The 21,964-nt window shown below is 75.3% G+C and carries 19 protein-coding genes; 4 read left to right on the plus strand and 15 right to left on the minus strand.

Translation table 11 applies throughout. The annotated features are described in order from the left end of the window. Positions 1 to 80: 80 nt before the first annotated feature. Complete coding sequence (locus FXF68_RS32730) at positions 81 to 911, plus strand: hypothetical protein (RefSeq protein WP_246179068.1); 831 nt, start codon at positions 81 to 83, stop codon at positions 909 to 911. Here FXF68_RS32730 and FXF68_RS32735 read toward each other — a convergent pair. Both FXF68_RS32735 and FXF68_RS32740 read right to left on the minus strand, forming a co-directional pair. Next, entirely contained in the window at positions 908 to 2,464 is a 1,557-nt protein-coding gene (locus tag FXF68_RS32735) for an adenylate/guanylate cyclase domain-containing protein (protein WP_246179069.1), read from the minus strand. The genes FXF68_RS32730 and FXF68_RS32735 overlap by 4 nt on opposite strands. A 164-nt stretch (positions 2,465 to 2,628) precedes the next feature. Further along, positions 2,629 to 3,123, minus strand: coding sequence for a winged helix-turn-helix transcriptional regulator (locus FXF68_RS32740; RefSeq protein ID WP_148766042.1), 495 nt, complete (start codon positions 3,121 to 3,123; stop codon positions 2,629 to 2,631). Positions 3,124 to 3,215: 92 nt separating this feature from the next. Here FXF68_RS32740 and FXF68_RS32745 point away from each other — a divergent pair, with 92 nt between their 5' ends. Then, entirely contained in the window at positions 3,216 to 4,595 is a 1,380-nt protein-coding gene (locus FXF68_RS32745; RefSeq protein ID WP_148766044.1) for an MFS transporter, read from the plus strand. Here the strand turns inward: FXF68_RS32745 and FXF68_RS32750 are convergent. Next, the gene (locus tag FXF68_RS32750; protein WP_148766046.1) at positions 4,592 to 5,992 is read right to left on the minus strand and encodes a VWA domain-containing protein; all 1,401 of its coding nucleotides are present in this window, start codon (positions 5,990 to 5,992) and stop codon (positions 4,592 to 4,594) included. The two genes, FXF68_RS32745 and FXF68_RS32750, sit on opposite strands and share 4 nt — an antisense overlap. Positions 5,993 to 5,996: 4 nt before the next feature. Next, positions 5,997 to 6,869 carry an AAA family ATPase gene (locus FXF68_RS32755; protein ID WP_148766048.1) on the minus strand — a complete coding sequence of 291 codons (873 nt, stop codon included), beginning with the start codon at positions 6,867 to 6,869 and terminating at the stop codon, positions 5,997 to 5,999. Between the two features lie 128 nt (positions 6,870 to 6,997). Here FXF68_RS32755 and FXF68_RS32760 point away from each other — a divergent pair, with 128 nt between their 5' ends. Further along, complete coding sequence (locus FXF68_RS32760; RefSeq protein WP_148766050.1) at positions 6,998 to 7,333, plus strand: hypothetical protein; 336 nt, start codon at positions 6,998 to 7,000, stop codon at positions 7,331 to 7,333. Between the two features lie 3 nt (positions 7,334 to 7,336). On the opposite strand, the gene FXF68_RS32765 is transcribed toward FXF68_RS32760, so the two are convergent. From FXF68_RS32765 to FXF68_RS32815, 11 genes are all read right to left on the minus strand, one after another. Continuing rightward, positions 7,337 to 9,532, minus strand: coding sequence for an acyl-CoA dehydrogenase family protein (locus FXF68_RS32765; RefSeq protein ID WP_148766052.1), 2,196 nt, complete (start codon positions 9,530 to 9,532; stop codon positions 7,337 to 7,339). Positions 9,533 to 9,610: 78 nt separating this feature from the next. Then, the gene (locus FXF68_RS32770) at positions 9,611 to 10,600 is read right to left on the minus strand and encodes a TerC family protein (RefSeq protein ID WP_148766055.1); all 990 of its coding nucleotides are present in this window, start codon (positions 10,598 to 10,600) and stop codon (positions 9,611 to 9,613) included. 196 nt (positions 10,601 to 10,796) lie between these two features. Then, positions 10,797 to 12,020 carry a glycosyltransferase family 4 protein gene (locus FXF68_RS32775; protein WP_187438206.1) on the minus strand — a complete coding sequence of 408 codons (1,224 nt, stop codon included), beginning with the start codon at positions 12,018 to 12,020 and terminating at the stop codon, positions 10,797 to 10,799. Further along, on the minus strand, positions 12,013 to 13,674 hold the full coding sequence (murJ, locus tag FXF68_RS32780) for a murein biosynthesis integral membrane protein MurJ (RefSeq protein WP_246179070.1): 1,662 nt from the start codon (positions 13,672 to 13,674) through the stop codon (positions 12,013 to 12,015). Before murJ ends, FXF68_RS32775 begins: the two co-directional genes overlap by 8 nt. 53 nt (positions 13,675 to 13,727) lie before the next feature. Beyond that, a complete protein-coding gene (locus tag FXF68_RS32785; RefSeq protein ID WP_246179071.1) occupies positions 13,728 to 14,789 on the minus strand; it encodes a hypothetical protein in 1,062 nt (353 codons plus the stop codon). A 5-nt stretch (positions 14,790 to 14,794) separates the two neighbouring features. Further along, complete coding sequence (locus FXF68_RS32790) at positions 14,795 to 15,751, minus strand: copper transporter (RefSeq protein WP_148766057.1); 957 nt, start codon at positions 15,749 to 15,751, stop codon at positions 14,795 to 14,797. Beyond that, positions 15,748 to 16,977 (minus strand): putative cytokinetic ring protein SteA, encoded by a 1,230-nt coding sequence (steA, locus tag FXF68_RS32795; protein ID WP_148766202.1) that lies wholly within the window; start codon positions 16,975 to 16,977, stop codon positions 15,748 to 15,750. The genes FXF68_RS32790 and steA overlap by 4 nt, the downstream gene beginning before the upstream one ends. Before the next feature lie 306 nt (positions 16,978 to 17,283). Continuing rightward, positions 17,284 to 18,990, minus strand: a complete 1,707-nt coding sequence (recN, locus tag FXF68_RS32800) for a DNA repair protein RecN (RefSeq protein WP_148766059.1) — start codon at positions 18,988 to 18,990, stop codon at positions 17,284 to 17,286. Positions 18,991 to 19,049: 59 nt separating this feature from the next. After that, positions 19,050 to 20,078, minus strand: a complete 1,029-nt coding sequence (locus FXF68_RS32805) for an NAD kinase (RefSeq protein WP_148766061.1) — start codon at positions 20,076 to 20,078, stop codon at positions 19,050 to 19,052. A 166-nt stretch (positions 20,079 to 20,244) separates the two neighbouring features. Further along, a complete protein-coding gene (locus FXF68_RS32810) occupies positions 20,245 to 21,048 on the minus strand; it encodes a TlyA family RNA methyltransferase (protein WP_148766063.1) in 804 nt (267 codons plus the stop codon). Positions 21,049 to 21,167: 119 nt separating this feature from the next. Further along, positions 21,168 to 21,503: a hypothetical protein gene (locus tag FXF68_RS32815; protein ID WP_187438207.1), complete on the minus strand. Its 336-nt coding sequence runs from the start codon at positions 21,501 to 21,503 to the stop codon at positions 21,168 to 21,170. Positions 21,504 to 21,618: 115 nt separating this feature from the next. On the opposite strand from FXF68_RS32815, the gene FXF68_RS32820 reads away from it, so the two are divergent. Continuing rightward, the gene (locus FXF68_RS32820; protein ID WP_148766065.1) at positions 21,619 to 21,960 is read left to right on the plus strand and encodes an SCP2 sterol-binding domain-containing protein; all 342 of its coding nucleotides are present in this window, start codon (positions 21,619 to 21,621) and stop codon (positions 21,958 to 21,960) included. Positions 21,961 to 21,964 lie beyond the last annotated feature (4 nt).

Genomic DNA, 21,964 nt, shown 5'->3' on the forward strand with positions numbered 1-21,964 from the left:
CTCCCCCTGGCGGAACGGCCGTCCCGACCGAGCCTGACCGAGCCTGACCGAGCCTGACCGAGCCTGATCGAGGGGGTGCGATGCGGCGCAGGGCACCGCTCGCGCTCTTACTGTGCGCGGCGTGCGCGGTCGCGGCGGGCTGCGGACGCGACGCCGAGGGCGCGGACGCCCCGCCGCCGACCGCGCCCGTCGCGTCTCCGCCCGTCGCGTCTCCGCCCGTCGCGTCTCCGCCCGTCGCGTCTCCGCCCGTCGCGTCTCCGCCCGTCGCGTCTCCGCCCGTCGCGTCTCCGCCCGTCGCCGTCCCATCGCCGGAGACCCCGGAGTCGCCGTTGCCGGAGCGGGTGGCGCCGGTGCCGCTCGGACGCCCCGGCGGCTGGCGGATCACCACGTACTACACGGCGCTGGAGAGCCTCTATCAGGGGAAACGCAAGGCGGTGCGCGGCTGCGCCGAGTTCCACTGCTCGCACGGCAAGACCCCGCTCGGCTCGTACCCGGCCGACTTCCTGAAGGTGATCCAGACGGAGGGCAGCGGGCGCATCACCGCGGGCCCGCAGCGCGGCCGGTACCTGAACTGGTCGCACAGCGTCGGCTACTGGCTGGACGACACCACCCGCGACTCGCGGGGACGTCCGCTGAAGGCGTGGTCGTCGGCGGCGGCCGACAAGTCGGTGCTCGCGCGCGACCAGCGGTTCGCGATCGTCGCGTGCGGCAAGGAGGGCGGCGGACGCGCCGTCGAGCGCGAGGTGTGCGAGAGGTTCCAGAAGGCCCGCTGGACGGTCACCGACCTGTTCCGTCCCGGCTACGGGGGTCGGAACCACGCGGACGTCTACATCGGCGAGGAGCACGGCTCCCGGTTCGCCGACTCGCCGTTCTACACGACGCTGAACGGCGCCACCCTCGGAACGTCCTAGCCCCCGTCCGGCGGGACCGTTCCGCAACCGCGCGGAGAGGCCAGCCGCGTGGGCTCGGTGCGTCCCCGCAGGGTGACCTCGCCGTCGAGGGCCCAGCGGGCGGCCTCGTCCGGGTCGGCGCGGGCGACGAGCGTCCCGGACGCCAGCACCCGCTTCTCCGTGGTCTTGGCCATGTCGGTGAGCCGCGCGGCCTCGTTCACCGGGTCCCCGATCACGGTGTACTCGAAGCGCTCCTCGGCGCCGATGTGCCCGGCGACGGCCTCGCCCGCCGAGACGCCGACCGCGGCGCGCAGCTCGGGGACGTCCGCGCGCAGCCGCCCGGCCAGTTCCCGGGCCGCGGCGAGCGCGCGGCCGGGCGCGCCGGGCAGGTCGAGGGGCGCGCCGAAGACGGCGAGCGCGGCGTCGCCCTCGAACTTGTTGATCCAGCCGCCGTGCGCGCCGACCACCTCGACGACCACGGCGAAGAAGGCGTTCAGCAGCCGGACGACCTCGGCGGGCGGGCGCTCGGCGGCGAGCCGGGTGGAGCCGATCAGGTCCACGAACAGCACCGCGACCTCGCGCAGCTCGCCGCCGAGGTCGATGCCGCGCTCGACGGCGACGCGGGCGACGTCCTCGCCGACCTGGCGGCCGAACAGGTCCTGGAGCCGCTCGTGCTCGCGCAGCCCGGCGGCCATGTGGTTGAACCCGGCCTGGAGCAGCCCGACCTCGCTGCCGTCGTAGACGGGGACCTCGACGTCCAGGTCGCCGCGCCGCACCCGGGCCAGCCCGACCCGCACCGACTCGACCGGGTCGGCGATGGCGCGGGCCGCGCCGTAGGTGACGCCGAACCCGACGACCAGGGCGATGCCGCCGAGCGCGAGGACGGCGAACGCGAAGTCCCGGACGGTGATGCGCGCGATCAGGAACGAGCCGACCGCGAGGGTGATCAGCCCGAGGATCGGGACGCCGGTACCGAGCGCCCAGGCGAGCACCGAGCGGGCGACGACGCCGGGCAGCCCGGTCCGGCGCGGCGTCTCACTGCGCAGCGCCGTGGTCACCGCGCGCCGCAGCAGCCGCTCGGTCAGCAGGTACACGACGGTGCAGGTGGTGAGGCCGCCGAGCAGGCTCGTCAGGCCGAGCTTGATCGCGAGGAGGCCGGAGAACGGCGCGTTGACGGCGACCCAGCCGACCGTCCCGATGCCCCAGAGCGTCAGGTGGACGGCCATCAGCCGGAGCGGCCCGTACAGCAGCAGGGACCGCTCGTGCCGGTCCGGCTCGTCGTGCCGCTCGACCAGCCGCCGCACGCGGCGGAAGAACCGCTCGCCGAGGACGAGCCCGACCGGCAGCGCGGCGGCGACGTAGGCGGTGAAGACGGCCAGGTTGAAGAGCTGGAGCCGGTCGGAGACGGGGCCGACCGGATCGGGCACGACGACGGCGAAGGCCAGCACGACGAGCGCGCCGACGAGGTTGGCGAGGCCGGTGGCGGCGGTGACGAGGATCCGGGCGCGGCGGGCGATCCTGGCGCGCGAGTCGTCCGGGGCGCCGTCGATGAACCGCCACAGGGGGCCGAACACGGTCCGCCTCCGCCGCGGGGGCGAATCGAAGGCGGGTTCAGCCTGGCCGTTCTCCATGAGCGTGCAGATTAGCCGGTCATATCGCCCGTCTTTCCCTCCGGGGACGCCGCCCCGGCGAGGTCTTGCTCACTCCGTCACGGAGGGTCACGGCCGTGCCGATCGGCTCAGGTGCGGATCGGGTCGAGCATCCGGTGCGGCGTCCGGAGGACCAGGCTGACCGGGTCGGTGCGCCGCCGGACGCCGGGCCCGGCGTGGATCTCCAGCTCCTCCGGCGGGGCGGCGCGCCCGCAGGCGGCGCACGTCCCGTCCGGTCCGACGCGGGCGCCGCAGGCGACGTGCACGAACACGCGGCTCGGCTCGGCGGACAGGTGCCGCTCGGCCCACCGGGCCAGCGTGTGGACGACGGGCCACAGCTCCTTGCCCATGTCCGTGAGCACGTAGTCGTGGCCGTCCTTGACGAGGATGCCGGTGTCGACGAGCGACTGCAGCCGCGCGGACAGCACGGCGCGCGGGATGTCCAGGTGGACGTGGAAGTCGCTGAAGCGGCGCACGCCGTAGAAGGCGTCGCGGACGATCAGCAGCGTCCAGCGCTCCCCCACGGCCTCAAGGGCGCGGGCGAGCGAGCAGTCCTGGGCGGCGTAGTCCTTGCCGAGTGCCATGTGCACCACAGTATCCAATCGCAAGTTCAGTGAACGAACCGATCGTGCTACGGTCGCTTCATTCGGTTCGTTCACTGAACTTGGAGTTCCGTATGACGACTCTGGCGCCGACCCGGGCCGCGCGCCGCGCGCCCGGCCCGTCCGCCGCGCTGGCCGTGCCCGCCGCCGCGACGCTGCTCGCCCTGATGAACTACACGGCGCCGATGGCGACGCTGGCCGACACCGCGCGGGGCCTGCGCGCGGGCGGGACGGCCCAGATCTGGCTGATGAGCTCGATCAGCCTCGGCCTCGCGGCGGCGCTGCTCGCCGTCGGGAGCCTCGCCGACGACCACGGCCGCAGGCGCGTGTTCGTGCTCGGCGCGGCGGCGCTCGCCGTCTCCAGCGTGGTCTGCGCGCTCGCGACGGACGCCCCGCTCTTCGTCGGCGCGCGGATCGTCCAGGGCGCGGCGAGCGCGGCGCTCATCGCGACCGGGCTCGGGATCGTCGCCGCGTCGTTCGAGCCGGGCCCGCGCCGGGCGCACGCCACCGGGGTGTGGGGCGCGATGATCGGGCTCGGGATCGCGCTCGGCCCGATCGCGTCCGCCGGGCTGGCCGAGCTCGGCGGCTGGCGGCTCTGGTACTGGGTGTGCGCCGCCGCCTCGGCGCCGGTGGGCCTCGCGGCGCTGCGGCTGCCCGAGTCCCGCGCCGCCCGGCCGCGCGGCCTCGACCTGCCGGGCCTGCTCACCATGGTCCTCGGGATCGGCGCCCTCGTCGCGGCGATCACGATGGGACGGCTCGGCTGGACGCGCCCGTCCGTGCTCGGGCTGTTCGCGGCGGCGGCCGTGCTGCTCGCCGCGTTCGCCGCCGTGGAGGCGCGGCGCCGCGAACCGATGCTCGACCTCGGGCTGTTCCGCCGCCCGGCGTTCCAGCTGTCGATCGTCGGAGCGCTCGTCACCGGGCTCGCCGTCATCGGGGTCATGAGCTACCTGGCGACGCTGATGACGCTCGTCCTCGGGCTGTCCGCGCTGGCGTCGGCGCTGGTCCTCGCGATCTGGTCGGGGCTGTCGTTCGCCGCCGCGCTGCAGGCCCGCAGGCTCCCGTCCCGGCTGCCCGCCGGGCGGCTGCTCGGCGCGGGCCTCGCGCTCAGCGCCGCCGGGGAGCTCGCCATGCTCGGGATGAGCCCGGACGGGCACTGGTGGCGGCTCGCCCCCGGGCTGGCCGTGTCCGGGATCGGCAGCGGGCTCGCCAACGCGATGCTCGCCCGGCTCGCCGTCGGGAGCGTCCCCGCCGACCGCGCGAGCATGGGCTCGGGCGCCAACAACACCGCCCGGTACGTCGGCGCGTCGGTGGGCGTCGCGGTCGTCGGCGCCATCGCCACCGGGCAGGGCGGCGGCACGTCCGGCCTGGCCCACGGCGCGAACGTCGCGATGCTCGTCTCCGCCGCCGTCGCCCTGGCCGGGGCGGCGCTCATGATGGTGATTCGCGAACGCTAGGCGAGTTCTTCGATGAAGGCGGTGAGCTGTGCCAGGTTGCGGCACTCGTACATCGGGACGATCTCCCCGTACGGGGACGCGGCCGAGTCGCCGGTGTCCCACTGGGCGCGCGGCTCGGGGTTGAGCCAGTACGCGTGCCGGGCGCGGCCCGCCATGGCGCGCAGGACGGGCAGCGACAGCTCGCCGTAGTTGGAGCGGGCGTCGCCGAGGACGAGCAGGGACGTCTTCGGAGTGATCGCGTCCCGGTACCGCTCGTCGAACACCTTGAAGGCGTGACCGTAATTGGAGCGGCCGGTGATCCAGACGAGGTCGGCCTCGGCTGCCATCCGCGCCATCGCGTCCGCGACGTCCGCGCCCGGCGCGAAGTACCTGGTGATCTCGTCGGCGGCGTCGATGAACGCGAACGCGCGGACCCTGCTGAACTGCTCCCGCAGCGCGAACGTCAGCAGCAGCGTGAAGTGCGCGAACGCCGACACCGAGTCGCTCGCGTCGCACAGGATCACGAGCTCCGGCTTGTGCGGGCGCGGCGGCCGGTGCCGGGTCGTCAGCGGCACGCCGCCGGTGGCGAGGGACGCGCGGACCGTCCGGCGGAAGTCGAGCCGCCCGCGCCTGCCCCGCCGCTGCTTCTGCACCAGCCGGGACGCGAGCCTGCGCGCCAGCGGGTACACCTCGCGGCGCAGCGCGGCCAGCTCGGCGCGTCCGGCGGCGGCGAAGTCGAGCCGCTCCAGCGGCGGCCGGACGGCGAGCCGCGCCGTCCGCTCGGCGCCGGTGTCCTCGGCGATACGGCGGCGGACCTCGCCCGCGACGAGGTCCTCGAACCGGGTCATGCGGTCGCGGAACGTCCGGCGGGCAACGCGCTCGGCCATGCCGCCCCGCTCGCGCCCCTCCAGGACGGCGGCGAGGAGCCGCGCCATGAGCGTCTCCGGCGACATGGCGCGCAGCACCCCGGCGGAGAACCACGACTCCTGCCCCGGGGTCCGCCCGTATTCGGCGACGGCGAGGCGGGCGAACCGCCGCAGGCCCGCGTCGTCGCCGGACAGGAGGAGGCCGGCCAGCTCGTCGCGCCGCGCCCGCACCCGCGGGTCCAGCGCGGACGGGACGGGACGGCCGTCGTCCCGCAGCGTCCGCGCCGGGCGCTCGGGGTCGGGCGCGGTGCCCGCGCCGTCGCCGACCGCCAGCGGGAACCACAGGTCGAAGAGCGTGTCGAACGTCGGGCGGTGCTGCGGCCGCTTCACCACGGTCGCGGCGTAGGCGGCGCGGAGCGACTCACGGTCGAGCAGGTCGACCAGCCGCACGGCGCGCACGGCGTCCAGTCCCTCGGCGACCGACACCGGCAGCCCCGCGCGGCGCAGCTCCGCGACGAACCCGGTGTGCCGGTCGACGAGGGAGCCGGTCACAGGGTCACAGCCCCAGTTCCTTGATCGCCCGCTCGTGGTCGGAGACGTGCTTCAGCACGACCCCGAGCGTCCCGGCGACGGCGGACTCGTCCAGCGCGTCCAGGCCGAGGGCGAGCAGGGTCCGCGCCCAGTCGACGGTCTCCGCGATCGACGGCGCCTTCTTGATCTCCAGGTCGCGCAGCGTCCCCACGGTCCGGACGATCTGCTCGGCCAGCTCCGCCTCGATCCCCGGCACCTGCGCGAGGACGATGTCGCGCTCCCGCTCCGCCGCCGGGTAGTCGAGGTGCAGGTAGAGGCAGCGGCGCTTGAGCGCCTCCGACAGCTCCCGCGCCGCGTTGGACGTGATGACCACGAACGGGCGGCGGACGGCGGCGACCGTCCCGAGCTCGGGGATCGTGACCTGGAAGTCCGACAGGACCTCCAGGAGCATGCCCTCCACCTCGACGTCGGCCTTGTCCGCCTCGTCGATCAGCAGCACGGTCGGCTCCGCCCGCCGGATCGCCGCGAGCAGGGGCCGCTCCAGCAGGAACTCCTCGGAGAAGATGTCGTCGTGGGTCTCCTGCCAGGCCCGGTCCGCCGGGGCGGCCTGGATGGCGAGGAGCTGCTTCTTGTAGTTGAACTCGTAGAGCGCGCGGGCCTCGTCCAGGCCCTCGTAGCACTGGAGCCGGATCAGCTCGGCGCCGGTCGCCGCCGCGACCGCCTTCGCCAGCTCCGTCTTGCCGACCCCGGCCGGGCCCTCGACGAGCAGCGGCTTGCCGAGCGCCTGCGCGAGGAACACGGTCGTCGCGATCGCCTCGTCGGCGAGGTAGCGGACCTCGGCCAGCCTGCGTCCCGCGTCGGCGGGCGAGGCGAACGCTCCGTCGGTCGGACGGCTCACACGGACCTCCGGGACGATCTCGGGCGGACCGGCAGTTTACGCGAGGCCCGCGTGCTACCTCCGGGGTAGCCCGCGGTTCGCCCCGCCGGGTGACGCGCGCGGGGCGCGCCGTTTCCTATAACCGGATCATGACGATCCCACGACTGCCGCGCGAGGACCTCGCCGCCGCGATGGCGGCCCGCCGCGAGCTCGGCCCGGACTATGACGACGCCTTCATCGAGACCGTCGTCGACCGCATCGAGGAGGTCTTCGACTCGCGCGCGGCGCCCCGGGCCCGGCCGAGGCGGGCGCCGGAGCCGCGGCGCGGCGAGCGCGACCACGCGCTGCTCATGGCCGTGCTGTCGCTGCTCGCCGCGATCCCGCTGAGCGCCATCGCGGTCGTCAACGGCGGCCTCGCGGGCCTCTTCGTCACGCTCACCGCGATCGTGGTCATCTACGTCTGCTACACCTTCCGGCCGCGCTGACCGTCACTTCCCGGGCTCCGGGTCCCGGGGAAGGCCGAGGATGCGCTCGCCGATGATGTTGAGCTGCACCTCGGTGGTGCCGCCGTAGATCGTCATGGCGCGGCTGAACAGCATCGCGCGGGCCATGATGCCGCTCTCCGCGAGCGGGACCTCGGTGGCGGCGGCCGCGCCCTGCGCCGCCCAGCAGTGGTCCGCGACGTCCTGGTTGAACTGGACGCCGAGGAGCTTGCGGACGCTCGCCTCCGCCCCCGGCTCCACGCCGTTCAGCTGCTTGAGCGTCGTGCGCAGGCCGAGCAGGTCGATCGACTGGCCCTGCGCGACGAGCCGTCCGACCTCGGCGGCGCCGACCTCGTCGACGTCCCGCCCGGCGTAGAACTTCAGCAGCTCGGGGACGCCCATGCCGAGTCCGCCGCCGGTCGCCAGCGACACCCGCTCGTTGGACAGCGTGTTCCGCGCGACCTGCCAGCCCCGGTTCACCTCGCCGACCACGTGCTCGTCGGGGACGAACACGCCGTCCAGGAACACCTCGTTGAACAGGGCGTCGCCGGTCAGCTCGCGCAGCGGGCGGACGTCCACGCCCTCGGCCTTCATGTCCACGATGAAGTAGGTGATGCCGTCGTGCTTGGGCGCGTCGGGATCGGTGCGGGCGACGCAGAAGCCCCATTCGGCGTGCTGGGCGAGGGACGTCCAGATCTTCTGGCCGGTGAGCCGCCAGCCGCCCTCGTCCCGCTCGGCCTTCATCGACAGCGACGCCAGGTCGGACCCGGCGCCCGGCTCGGAGAACAGCTGGCACCACACGATCTGGCCGCGCAGCGTCGGGCGCAGGAAGCGCTCCTTCTGCTCGTCGGTCCCGTAGCGGATGAGGGACGGCGTCAGCCACGCGCCGATCCCGAGGTTCGGGCCCTTGACCTTGGCGGCCCGCAGCTCCTGCTGGATGAGGATCTGCTCGACCGGCCCCGCCTCGCGGCCCCACGGCCTCGGCAGGTGCGGGGCGGTCCAGCCCTCGTCGCCCATCCGGGCGTGCAGCGCGGACTTCTCCTCGATCGCGGCCAGCTCGGCGACCTCGGCGCGGACCCGCTCGCGGAGGGGGCGCGCGTCGTCGTCCAGTTCGAGGACGACCTCGCGGCGGCCGCCCGCGAGGGCGAGCCGGGCGACCTCGCCCGCCCAGCCCGCGGCGGGGCCGAGCAGGGCCCGCAGCGTCGAGGCGCGGCGCAGGTAGACGTGCGCGTCGTGCTCCCAGGTGAAGCCGATGCCGCCGAGGATCTGGATGGCGTCGCGGGCCGTCCGGACGCCCGCGTCGACCGCCACGACGGCGGAGACGGCGGCGGCGAAACCGGCGTCGGGGGCGTCCTCGTCGAGCGCGCGGGCGGCGTCCCAGGCGGCGGCGCGGCCCTGCTCCAGCGCGATCAGGGCGCGGGCCGCCTTGTGCTTGACGCCCTGGAACTGCCCGATCGGGCGCCCGAACTGCTCGCGGACCTTCGCGTACTCGGCGGCGGTCGACACGAGCCACCCGGCGAGGCCCGCCGCCTCGGCGCCGAACAGGGCGGCGGCGAGGTCGCGGACGCGGGCGGGGGTGACGCCGTCCAGGACGCGGCCCGCGGGCACCGCGACGCCGGACGCCTCGACGGCCGCGACCCGGCGGACCCGGTCCAGGCTCGCGACCGGGGCGACGGTCACGTCGGCGGCGTCGACCACGACCCACCGGACGCCGTCGTCCAGCGCGACGGGCAGGACGAGCAGGTCGGCGAGGCCCGCGCCGAGCACGGTGCCGGACGTCCCGGACACGACGAGGGAGTCGCCGTCGGCGCGGCCGGTCAGCCCGCCGTCCAGCGCGACCGCGCCGGTCCGCGAGCCGTCCGCGAGGCCGGGCAGCAGCCCCGCCCGCGCTTCGGCGTTCCCGGACGCGTCGATCACCGTGCTCGCGAGGACGGTCGGCAGGAACGGGCCCGGCGCGGCGGCCCGGCCCAGTTCCTCCAGCACGACGGCCAGTTCCAGCAGGCCGTAGCCCTGGCCGCCGTGCTCCTCGGGCAGATGCAGGCCGAGCAGGCCCTGTTCGGCCAGCGCGGGCCAGAACCCGGGCCTCGCCTCGTCGTCCGCGTCCAACGCGGCGCGGACGGCCGTCGCCGGAATGTTGCGCTCGGCGAACCCGCGCACCGAATCGGCGAGCGCCTCATGCTCCTCGGTCAGCCCGATGGCCATGCGTCGAACCTCTCTCCGAACCCTGTTTGACCACGATTCTAGAACAGGGTTCGGTCGAGTGGTGCGGTACCCGAGCGCTTATTCGGCGCGTGTCGTCGCGTCGTCCGCCCGCTCGAGCGCGGCTCCGCCGGACGACCGGCGCCCGGCGGCGAGGCTCGCGACCGTGGTGGCGACGAGCGTCCCGGCGATCACGGCGAGGGACAGCCAGATCGGGACGTCCGGCGCCCAGCCCACGCCGTACTCGTGCAGCGCGTGCAGGATCAGCTTGACGCCGATGAAGCCGAGGATGAACGCGAGCCCGTGCGCCAGGTACACGAGCCGGTCCGTGAGCCCGCCGAGCAGGAAGAACAGCTGGACGAGGCCCATCAGCGCGAACGCGTTCGCGGTGAAGACCAGGTACGGCTCGGTCGTCAGCCCGAAGATCGCCGGGATGGAGTCGAGCGCGAACAGCACGTCGGTGGAGCCGATCGCGATCATCACGATGGCGAGCGGGGTGAGCACGCGGCGACCGCCGCTGCGGGCGAGGAACCGGGTGCCGTGGTACTCGTCGGACGTCGGGACGACCCGCTTCGCCCAGCGCAGCAGCGCGTTCTCCTTGAACTCGTCCTCGTCCCCGCCGCGGACGAGGCCGATCGCCGTCCAGACGAGGAACGCGCCGAAGATGAAGAACACCCACGTGAAAGTGGAGATCGCCGCCGCGCCGACCGCGATGAACGCGCCGCGCAGCAGCAGCGCGATCACGATGCCCGCCATCAGCACCGTGTGCTGGGCCTGCTTCGGGACGGCGAACCGCGTCAGGATCACCATGAACACGAAGAGGTTGTCGACGCTGAGGCTCTTCTCGGTGACGAAGCCGCCGAAGTACTCGGCGGCGTACCGGCCACCGGAGAAGGCCCAGACGCCGACGCCGAACAGGACGGCGAGGCCGATGTAGATCACGGACCAGAACGCGGCCCTGCGCGTCGTGAACTCGCGCGTGTCGTTGCGGTGGATGACGAACAGGTCGGCGGCGATGACGGCGAGGATCCCCGCGATGGTCAGCACCCACACCAATGGAGAGACGGACAAGATGAACACCTCCAGCGGACGTGAACGAGCGCTGGAGGTCTCTCCCGCCTACGCGAGCGCAGGCCGCGGAACCCGGGCCGGCATGGGCCGACCGTACTGACGGGAACCGTGTAGGGGGATACTCCCCTCCATTCCTCAACCAACGCCGGCACCCGGCCAGAAGTTCCCGACCTCGTGCTATGCGTGTTCGCCGCGCCTATGCGCGTTCGCCGCGCGCCAGCCGCAGGTAGATCCCGGCGAGCTGGTCGACGGCGTCGGACTCGTCCGGCAGCTCCGCCGACCGCCGCGCGGCGGCCGAGCCGAGCCGGGCGGCGAGGGCCGGGTCGTCGAGGACGCGGCTCACCGCCCGTTCCAGCGCGTCCGCGTCACCTACCGGGACGAGCAGCGCCGCCTCGCTCTCCGGGCCGTGCAGCAGCGGGCCGCCCGCGCCGCCGCCCGCCGGGCGGTCCGCCGCGCCGACCATGCCGGGGATGCCGCCGACCCGGGTCGCGACGAGCGGCCGCCCGGCCCGCAGGACCTCCTGGACGACCAGCGGCTGCCCCTCCCACACGCTCGGCACGACCGCGACGTCGCAGGCGGCGAGCAGGGCGGCGACGTCGGAGCGGCGGCCGAGCAGCCGGACGGGCAGCTCCTCGGCGGCGATCCGGGCCCGCAGCTCGTCCTCCAGGGGACCGTCGCCCGCGATCGCGACGAGCGGCGGCGGAGTGCGCCCGGCCCAGTCGCGGGCCGCGTCCAGCAGCGTCGGCAGGCCCTTCTGGTCGGCGAGCCGCCCCACCGTGACGATCAGGGGGCGCTCCCCCACGTCGAGCTCGGCGCGCAGGTCGGCGCGGGCGGCCGGGCCCGGCGGGGCCTGCGGCGCGGGCGCCGGGACGATCGCGTGGCCCACCGAGCGGGCGCCGAGCGTCCGCATCCGCTGCTCCAGGTCGGGCGACACCCCGAGGACGGTCTCCGCGCCGCGCGCCACGACCCGTTCCAGCGCCCCGTACACGGCGGCGGTCCGGCCGCCCGCGATCACCGCGTTGTGCAGCGTGACGACCAGTGGCGGGCCGCCCTTCGCGAACCGCAGCGGGCCCGGCGCGACGCGGGCGCACGCCGTCGCCGCGAGCGCGCCCGCCCGCAGGCCGTGCGCGTGGACGATCTCCGCGTCGCGCAGCAGCGTCCGGAGCCGCGCGACGGCCCGCGCGTCGCTCAGCGGGCGCGGCCGGTCCGCGAGGTCCACCTCGGTGAAGCGGGCGCCGAACGCGGCGAACCCGAACAGCTCCTCGGTCGGCGCGGGCCCGCACACGAGGACGCGGGCGCCCCGTTCGGCGAGGCCCTCGGCGACGGAGCGGACGTGCCGTCCGACGCCGCCCGCGCTGGTGCCGAGGACGAGCGCGACGCGCAGTCCTTGAAGATCCTTGGCGGCGGGGCTGTCAGGCATTGCGGGTGACCTTCCGGCTGAGGACGGCCCGCAGGTCCCGGCCGTCGATCACGAACGCGACGATGACGAACACGGCGGCGGCGGCCAGCGCGGCGAGCGCGCCCGTCCCGACGTTGCGGAGCTCGGCGGCCGGGCCGGTGCCGCCGGTCCGGAGGAGCGCGGCGGCGGCGTACCCGGCGGCGCCGCCCGCCGCGCCGCCCGCGAGGCCCGCGGCCAGCGCGCGCGGGATCCCGGCCACGGCCGCGGCGCCCCGCGCGCGGGCGAGCGTGCCGAGCAGCAGCGCGCCCGCGACGGTCATCCCGGCGGCGTTCCCCGCGCCGAGGGCAGCGACGACCCACTGCCGGTCGGCGGCGAGGACCAGCGCCACGTCGGCGACCATCACGACGACCCAGCCGGTGACGACGGCGGCGGCGCCCATCCGCCCCTTGCGGCAGGCGAACAGGACGCGGCCGAGGTGCGCGACGAGCCCGTAGCCGAGCAGCCCGGGCGCGAACGCGAGCACGGCGCGGGTCAGGACGTCCTGCTGGTCGGGGTGCCCCGGGTTGAACACCGCGCCGATCGGCACCGCGACGGCCGCGAGCGCCGCCGCGCCCGCGCACGACACGAGGATCACCGCGCGGGTGGTGGACGCGGTGACCTGGTCGAACCTGTCCAGCTCCCCCGCGCTCATCCGCGCCGACAGCATCGGGAACGCGCTGGTCGCGATCGGCACCGCGAGGATCGCCCACGGCAGCAGGTAGATCGCCCACGCGTACTGGTAGTTGGCGAGCGCGCCGCCCGTCCCCTCGTAGCTCAGCCGGACGACGAGCAGCGCCGACAACTGCTGCGCGGCGACCGTGGCGAGCCCGGCGAGGGCGAGGCGGCGGACGCGGCGCGCCACGCCGTCCGGGAAGCGCAGCGCCGGACGCAGCCCGAGCCGCAGCCGCCACGCCGCGAACCCGGCGGTCGCGGCCATCGCGACGCCGCCGAGCGCCGTCCCGACCGACAGGGTCAGCTCGGCGTCCAGCGGCAGGCCCGCGAGGTCGTTCTCATGGCCCGCGCCGAGCGGCGCGTACACGACGTAGGCGGCGATGACCACCAGGCTCGACATCAGCGGGGCCAGGGCGGGCGCGACGAACCGGCGGTGCGACTGGAGCAGCCCGTACAGGACGACCGCCATCCCGTACATCACCATCTGCACCGACTGGATGGCGAGCATGAACGACCCGACGTCCACGATGTCGGCGCGGGAGCAGCCCTTGAGGTCGGCGCCGACCAGCACCTCCATGATCGGCCGCGACCCGAGCGCCATCAGCGCCGACAGCGGGACCATCAGCACGACGATCCAGGTGAGCAGCGCGGACCCGATCCGGCGGACCTCCTCGCGGTCGCCGCGCTCGGCGGGCCCGGCGAGCACCGGCACGACCATGCTGGCGAGCGCGCCGCCCGCGACGATCTCGTAGACGATGCTGGGGAACTGCGTCGAGGTGAAGTACGCCTGGCTCAGGCACGACGTGGTGACCGTCTGGGAGAACGCGTAGGTGCGCCCGAACCCGGCGAGCCGCGCGAGGACCGTGATGAAGGCGATGACGACGGCGGCGCCCGCGAGCCCGCCGGTGAGCCGGCGCAGCGCGGACGGCCGCCGGTCCGGCGGCGATCCCTGCTCGGGTGGCACGGTTGACGAAGGCACGCTCGTGGAGGTCGCGGGGGGACGGTTCCGCCGCGCGGTCAGGCCGGACCGGCGGCGACGCCGTTGCCCGCCGGGCCCGCGTCCGCGGCGCCCGGGGCGGCGTCCGGCGCGCCGCCCTGCGGCGGGACGCCGGGGCTGAACGCGTCGTCCGAGCCGGGCTTGTCGTCGGCGGGCCTGTCGGCGGCGGGCTTGTCGGCGGCGGGGGCGGGCTGCGGGACGGGCGCGGCGGCCGGGCGGCGGCCCAGCATGTCGACGCGGTTCAGCACCGGGTTCCCCGCGATGACCTTGGTGAAGCTGACGAACTCGCTGGCCCCGTTCAGCGCGACGAGCCCGACGAGGACGGCGAGCCGCGGCCCCCGGCCGAGCCGGGTCGCGGCGAGCCCGAGCAGCGCGCCGAGCGCGTTGGAGCCGGTGTCGCCGAGCATCGCGCGCTCGCCGAGGTCCTCCGGGAGGAGCGCGGCGGCGGCGCCGAGCGGCGCGGCCACGACCGCGGCCCCGGACCGGGTCAGCGCCAGCGGCGTCCCGGTGATCAGCCCGACCTTGATCGCGCGTCCGGGACGCAGGTCGAACAGGTTCATGAGGTTGGCGCTCCCGGCGACGATCGCGCCGTTGAGCAGGACGTCGAAGCCCCGCCCGGCGCGCGACGGCGCGGGCGACCCGGCGACCGCCGCGGCGGCGAGGCCGGTCGCGCCGATCCCGAGGATCTTCACCGCGCCGCTCGTGACCTCGCCGCGGGCGAGCGCGGTCAGATGGCCCTTGAAGCCGCGCGACGACGCCGACCCGGCGAGGTCGTCGTAGCCGCCGAGCAGCCCCGATCCGGCCCCGGCGAGCAGCGCGGCGGCGCGGACCCGGCCGGACGCGCCGGGGGCGAGCAGCCCGGCCGCGGCGGCGCCCGCGACGAACGCGGGGCCCTCCAGCAGCGTCACCGGCTCGCCGCGGTGGTTGGTGCGTCCCCACACGTCCTCGCCGGGCAGCCCGTTCAGCCCCGGGGGGCGCCGGGTCAGCGCGGTGTAGGCGGCGCGGGCGGCGACGGCGCCGAGGCCCGCGCCCGCCAGCAGCCGCAGGGCGCCCGTCCGACCAGGGCCGTTGCGTCGCTTCATCGAGGTCACCCGTTCTTCCCCGCCGTGGGCGCGGGCGAGGGCAGGTAGCCGCTCGCCCCGGCGCCCGTCCCGTACTGCCCGGACTTGCCGCCCAGCTCGTTCTGCAGCGCCAGGATCGTGACGACCTGCCCGGAGGCGGTGTCCACCACGTCGACCGTGGAGACCGTTTCCTTGGCGTCGGCGTCGCGCAGCGCCGCGATCAGCCCGCCCTCCTGCGCGGAGGTCGACGGGCCACCGACGACGGTACCGCGCCCGGCGCCGTCGAGTGCGGCGGCCAGCGAGATCAGCGCCTTGTTGTCGTCGCCGCCGCCGTCGTAGGCGTAGGGGCCCGCCGGCGCGACCATGATCGCGAGGGTGGCGTGCTGGCCGACCTTGCCGCTGGTGGTGATGTACCCGCCCTGCCTGAAGGCGTTGAGCACGGCGCCGCCGGCGGCGTCCTCGCGGCCGGACTTCGCGCCGTCCTTGGTGACGAGCGCGCTCGCGAGGACGAGGCCCGCCTTGTCGTAGGCGGTGGCGTCCGCGGCGAACTCGACGCCGTCGCCCTTGAGCTGGGTGGCGAGCTCCTCGACGGTGGCGCGCTGGTCGTCGTCCAGCAGCTTCTTCTGGACGGTGACGCGCCCGGTCACCGCCGCGCCCGCGTTCTTCGCGAGCTCGCCGAGCTGCTCGATGCTGTCGTCGCCCGCGCCGGGCGTCTCGACCAGCACCACGGACTGGCCCTTCAGCCGGTCCGTGACGAGCTGGGGCCCGAGGCCGCGGGAGAACTGCTCCTCGCCCTTGCCCTGGCGCTCCAGGTCGCGCTGCTGGTTGCGGGCCTGCTGGGCGGACTTCGCCGCCGAGTTGGCCTGCTGGCGGAGCGTGTCGCTCACCGAGTTGGACAGCGTGGTGGAGCCCAGCACGATGCCGAGCGCCAGCGCGAGGAAGATCGCGACGATGGAGACGAGGTGGTAGCGGAAATCGATCACGTGAAGAGTCCGGTCAGCCAGAAGACGAAGGCGTGCCAGCGGTCGGCGAGCAGGGGACTGATGACGTCCCCCGCCGGGGACATGGCGACGGCGGTGACGATGGCGATGAACGCGCCGAGGACGAGGAACAGCAGCGACCAGGTCGAGATCCGGCTGCGGTAGAGGCGGCTCACGCCCTTGGCGTCGACGAGCTTGCTGCCGACCCGCAGGCGGGTGAGGAACGTGCTGGCCATCCCCGCGCGGCCCTTGTCGAGGAACTCCACCATGTTGGCGTGCGTGCCGACCGCGACGATGAGCGTGGCGCCCTTGTCGTCGGCGAGCAGCATCGCGATGTCCTCGCTGGTGGCGGTGGCCGGGAACGTGACAGCCTCGCGGCCGAGCTCGTGGACGCGCTTCAGGCCGGGCGCCCGGCCGTCCCGGTAGGCGTGCACGACGATCTCCGCGCCGCAGGTCAGCGCGTCGTCGGACACCGAGTCCATGTCGCCGACGATCATGTCCGGCCGGTAGCCGGCCTCCAGCAGCGCGTCGGCGCCGCCGTCCACCCCGATGAGCACCGGGCGGTACTCGCGGATGTAGGGGCGCAGGGTCGCGATGTCCTCGCGGTAGTGGTAGCCGCGGACGACGATCAGCGCGTGCCGCCCGGCGAGCTTCGTCGTCACCTCGGGGACGCCGACGCCGTCGATGAGCAGGTCGCGCTCGCGCTTGACGTACTCCATCGTGTTGGCGACGAACGCCTCCAGCTGCGTCGCGAGGCCCGCCTTCGCCTCGGTCAGCGCCACCAGGACGGTCTCGGGCGTCTGCTCGGTGCCCTTCGCGACGACCTCGTCGCCCTTGTAGACGACGCGCCCGGCCACGCGGACCTGGTCGCCCTCCCGCAGCCGGGTGAAGATCTCGGGGCCGACGTCGTCCAGCAGGGGGATGTCGGCGTCCAGCAGGATCTGCGGGCCGAGGTTCGGGTAGCGGCCCGAGATGCTCGGCGCGACGTTGACGACCGCGCCGACGCCGCACGACACCAGCGCCTCGGCGCTGACCCGGTCTAGGTCGACGTGGTCGATCACCGCGACCTCGCCGGGCTGGAGCCGCTTGGTCAGGTCCTTGGTGCGGCGGTCGAGTCGGGCCGTCGCGGTGACGCCGGGCAGCCCGTCGTCGCGGGCCAGGCCGAGCGTGAGCACGCGCCGCGGCAGCCGCTGGGCCAGCCGGACGCGCCGCTCCGCCCCGGGCTCCATCCGGGGCTCCACGCCGGGCTCCGTCCCGAGCCGTGTCCCAGACTCCGTCCCGGGCTCCGTCCCGGCCGCCGCCCCGGGCTCCGTTCCGGGGTCGCCGACGGGCTCGCCGCCGGGCTCCGGGCCGGGCGCGGCGGCGGGCTCGGCGCCGGGCGGCTCTGTGGTGGGTGACGGGTCGTTCATCGCCTGCCATCCTGCCAGAGCACGGGAGCGAAACATCGGAACCGGCGAACGTCCAGGCGTGTCCGATCAGGCACCCTCTGTAATCTTCCGGGGGGTGTGGGGCCGTGCCGGGGCCCGCACCGGCGGTCAGCGCTCGGCGGACGCCATCTCCAGCAGCTCCTCGGCGTGGGCGCGGCCGAGCTCGGAGTCCTCCAGGCCGGCGAGCATCCGGGACAGCTCCCGGACCCGGCCCTCCCGGTCGAGGGCGGTGACGCCGCTGCTGGTGACGGTCCCGTCGTCGGACTTCTCCACCAGCAGGTGCCGGTCGGCGAACGCGGCGACCTGCGGCAGGTGTGTGACGACGATCACCTGCGCGTTGCGGGCCAGCCGGGCGAGCCGGCGGCCGATCTCCACCGCGGCCTTGCCGCCGACGCCCGCGTCCACCTCGTCGAACACGAACGTCGGGACGGGGTCGGCGCCCGCGAACACCACCTCGATCGCCAGCATCACCCGCGACAGCTCGCCGCCGGACGCGCCCTTGTGCAGCGGCAGCGGCTTCGACCCGGGGTGCGGGGCGAGCCGCACCTCGACCTCGTCGACGCCGTGCGGGCCGTAGTCGCCCGTCGCGGCGACGGTGACGCTCACCCGGGCGTGCGGCATCGCGAGCGCGGTCAGCTCGTCCGTGACGGCGTCGGAGAACCGCTCGGCGGCGCGGGTGCGGACGGCGGTCAGCTCCCCCGCCTCGGCGGCGAGCCGCTCGGTCAGCTCGGCGTGCTCGGCGCGCAGCTCCTCGATGCGGTCGTCGTCGCCCTCCAGCTCGGTGAGCCGGGACGCGGCCGTCCGCGCCCAGTCCAGGACCGCGGCGACGGTGCCGTCCGTCCCGCCGTACTTGCGGGTCAGCGCGGTCAGCTCGGCGCGGCGCTCCTGGACGGCGGCGAGCCGCGCCGGGTCGGCGTCCACGGACTCGGCGTAGGACGCGAGGTCGGTGCCCACGTCGGACACGAGGTACCCGGCCTCGGCGAGCCGGTCGGCGAGCGCGGCGAGGCCCGGGTCGTGGTCGCGGACGGCGTCCAGCGCGTTCCGGGCCGTGCCGAGCAGGCTCGTCACGTTCGCCGCCTCGAACGCGGCGGCCGGGTCGCCGAGCAGCGCCTCGTGCGCGGCGTCGGCCGCGCCGCGCAGCGCGTCGGCGTGCCCGAGCCGCTCCTCCTCGGCGGCGAGCGCGGTGTCCTCGCCGTCCTTCGGGTCGACCTTCTCGATCTCCTCCAGGCCGAAGCGCAGCACGTCGGCCTCCTGGGACCGCTCGCGCGCCCGGGTGGTCAGCTCGTCCAGCAGCGCGGTGACCTGGCGGTGCCGCTGGTACGCCTTGGTGTAGGCGCGCATCGGCTTGGTCAGCGCGGCGCCCGCGTACCGGTCGAGCGCGCCACGCTGCCGGGCCGCCTGCAGCAGCCGCTGCTGGTCGGACTGCCCGTGCACGGCGACCAGCTCGTCCGCGAGGTTGATCAGCACGTTCACCGGGACGGACCGGCCGCCGAGGAAGGCGCGGGACCGGCCCTCCGCCGACACCGAGCGGGTCACGATCAGGGTGCCCTCGTCCAGCTCGCCGCCGGACTCCTCCACCCGCTCGACGACGCGCCCGCCGGGGTCGACGACGATCCGTCCCTCGACGGTCGCGCGGTCGGCGCCGGGCCGCACCCGCTGCGGGTCGGCGCGGCCGCCGAACAGCAGGCCGAGGCTCGTGACCACCATGGTCTTGCCGGCACCGGTCTCCCCGGTCACGACGTTGAAACCCGGGGACAGATCGAGCACGGCCTCATCGATCACACCGAGGCCCTGGATCCGCACCTCATCCACCATCGGGCGCACCAGCGTCACAACCCTCCGCAAAACAGATCCCGGATCAGCGCCTGTGGAGATTATCCCCTCTGATCGCCGGACGCTCCCCCGTCCGGCTCGGGCGGGCCGCCGTCGGAGGTGACCTCCGGCGCCGTGCCGCCGACCGAGGGGGCGTCCGCGACCTGCGAGTCCGCCATGGGCGGGGACGGGTGCGCGGGCTGCCGGACCCGTCCCCGCCAACCCGTCACGGGCAGCCCGAACTTCGTGACCAGACGGTCGGTGAACGGGGTGAGGTGCAGCCGCGCGAGCCGCACCGGCTCGGCGCCCCGCCGCACCTCCACCCGCGCGCCGGGCGCGAGGTCGAGGGTGCGGCGGCCGTCGCACCACAGGACGGCGCGGGGCGTGTCCGGCAGCACCTCGACGGCGACCAGCGAGCGCGGCGACACCACCAGCGGGCGGGCGAACAGCGAGTGCGCGCTGATCGGGACGACCAGCATCGCCTCGACCTCCGGCCACACCACCGGGCCCCCGGCGGAGAACGCGTACGCGGTCGAGCCGGTCGGCGTGGCGCACACCACGCCGTCGCAGCCCCAGTTGGACAGCGGGCGGCCGTCGATCTCGGCGACGACCTCCAGCATCCGCTCCCGCTCGGCCTTCTCGATGCTCGCCTCGTTCAGCGCCCACGTCGTGCCGGCGACCGCGCCGTTGCGGCGGACGACGACGTCGACGGTCATCCGCTCCTCGACGTCGTAGCGGCGGGTGACGACCCGGTCGACGGTGGCGGCGAGGTCGTCGCGCTCGGCCTCGGCGAGGAACCCGACGTGCCCGAGGTTCACGCCGAGCAGCGGGGCGCCGGACGTGCGGGTGATGTCGGCGGCGCGCAGCAGCGTCCCGTCGCCGCCGAGGACCATGACGACCTCGGCGTCCTCGGCCGCCGCCGCGGTGTGCGGCCTGACGTCGACGCCCGCGCAGCCGATGGCGTCGGCCTCGCCGTCCAGGACGCGGACGCAGATCCCGGCCTCGCTGAGCCGATCGACGACGAGCTGCGCGCTGCGGACCGCCTCCGGCCGCCCGGTGTGCGTCACGACCAGCACCGACCTCTTGCTCATGCTCTCGCCCCACTCCCCGACGCCGCCGCGCGGCGTACGGACGTCTGGACGAACGTCCCCCGCAGGGACGTTCCCGGTTCGGACGCCTTCTGTACGCGCGCCCGCCCCGGACCGCTCACCCCGGACCGCCCGCGCGGGGCGGGCCGGATCGACGGGGGCCGGGAGGTCACTGGGGGCCGTCCGCGATGGCCTTGGCGAGGTCGGCCTCGTCCAGCGGCGGGGCCCCGGCGCGCAGCCACAGGAAGTACTCGACGTTCCCGGACGGCCCCGGCAGCGGGCTCGCCGTCACCCCGCGCACGCCGAGGCCCAGCGTCGCCGCGTGCTCCGCCACGCCGCGCACCGCGTCGGCGCGCAGCTCCGGGTCGCGGACGACGCCGCCCGCGCCGACCCGGTCCTTGCCGACCTCGAACTGCGGTTTCACCATCATCGCGAAGTCGGCGCCGGGCGCGGCGCAGGCGTGCACGGGCCCGAGGACGAGCCGCAGCGAGATGAACGAGAGGTCGCCGACGACGAGCGTGGGCGGCGGGTCGCCGAGCAGGTCCGGACGCAGGTCGCGGACGTTCGTCCGCTCCAGGACGGCGACCCGGTCGTCGGTGCGCAGCGACCACGCGATCTGGCCGTAGCCGACGTCGACGGCGTAGACGCGCGCGGCGCCCGCGCGCAGCAGGACGTCGGTGAACCCGCCGGTGGAGGCGCCCGCGTCGAGGCAGACGCGGCCCTTGACGTCCAGGTCCCGGAACGCCTGGAGCGCGCCCGCGAGCTTGTGCCCGCCGCGCGAGACGTACTCGGGCCCGTCGGCGGGGTCGGCGACGACGATCGCGGCCCCGGCCTCGACCTGCGTGGCCGCCTTCGCCGCCGGACGCCCGCCGACCCGGACGCGCCCGTCGCCGATCAGCCGGCCCGCGTGCTCCCGCGACCGCGCGAGGCCGCGCCGCACCAGCTCCGCGTCGAGCCGCCGCCGCGCGCTCACGCCCGTCCGCCGCTCATGACCCGCCCGCGGCTCACGCCCGCCCGTCCCTCATGACCTGCCCGCCGCTCACGGCACGCCCGCCGCTCATGCCGACTCACCGTTCACGACCCGTCCGCCGCTCATGGGCGGGGTCGGAGCGCGTCGGGGAACGCGGGGCGCGGGCGCTCCTCCTCGTCGCCCGCGGCGGCGAGGATCTCCTGGAGCCGCTGGTGGACGTCCTCGAAGACCTCCACGTGCGCGGAGACGGGGCGTCCGCCCAGCTCGCCGAGGCGGGCGAGCGCGGCGTCGACGCGCGGCTCCCCGGTCGGCTCGGGCGCCGGCAGGGCCGGGAACTCCGGCTCCCCCTCGGCCTCGGCCGGCACGGCGGCCCGCTCCTGCGGCTCCGCGCCCTCGGCCATGGCGGGAACCGCCGCGGACGCCGGGATCACCGGCTCCTCCGCGGCCTCGTCGGACATCACGTTTACCTCCCAGTGCACCCGGAACACCCGCGACGAGTCGCTTCCGGCTCTTCCCGAACGCTACCGTCCCTGAACGACATCGTTGTCGAGGGAACGGGGAACGGGCCTGACCATGGCGAACGAGGAGGAGTGCCGCGCGGCGCTCGGGAGCGTCGCGGCGCGGATCGCCGAGGTGGACCCCGACCGGCTCGCCGAGCACGTCGTCGAGCGGACGATCAGCTGCCACGTCGCCGATCTCGGCCTGGCCTTCCGCACCCGGCTGCACGGGGGCGGCCTCGACCCGTTCGAGCTGGACGGCGACCCGCGCGACGCGCAGGTCCGCCTGACCGTCGACAGCGACGACCTCGTCGCCATGGCGCGCGAGGAGCTGAACCCGGCCAAGGCGTGGGCCGAGGGACGCCTCAAGATCGAGGCGAGCATCTTCGACCTGCTCCGCCTCCGCAAACTGCTGTAATCGG

Origin of the sequence: Actinomadura decatromicini (assembly GCF_008121305.1) — a bacterium.
Taxonomy (GTDB): Bacteria; Actinomycetota; Actinomycetes; order Streptosporangiales; family Streptosporangiaceae; genus Spirillospora; species Spirillospora syzygii.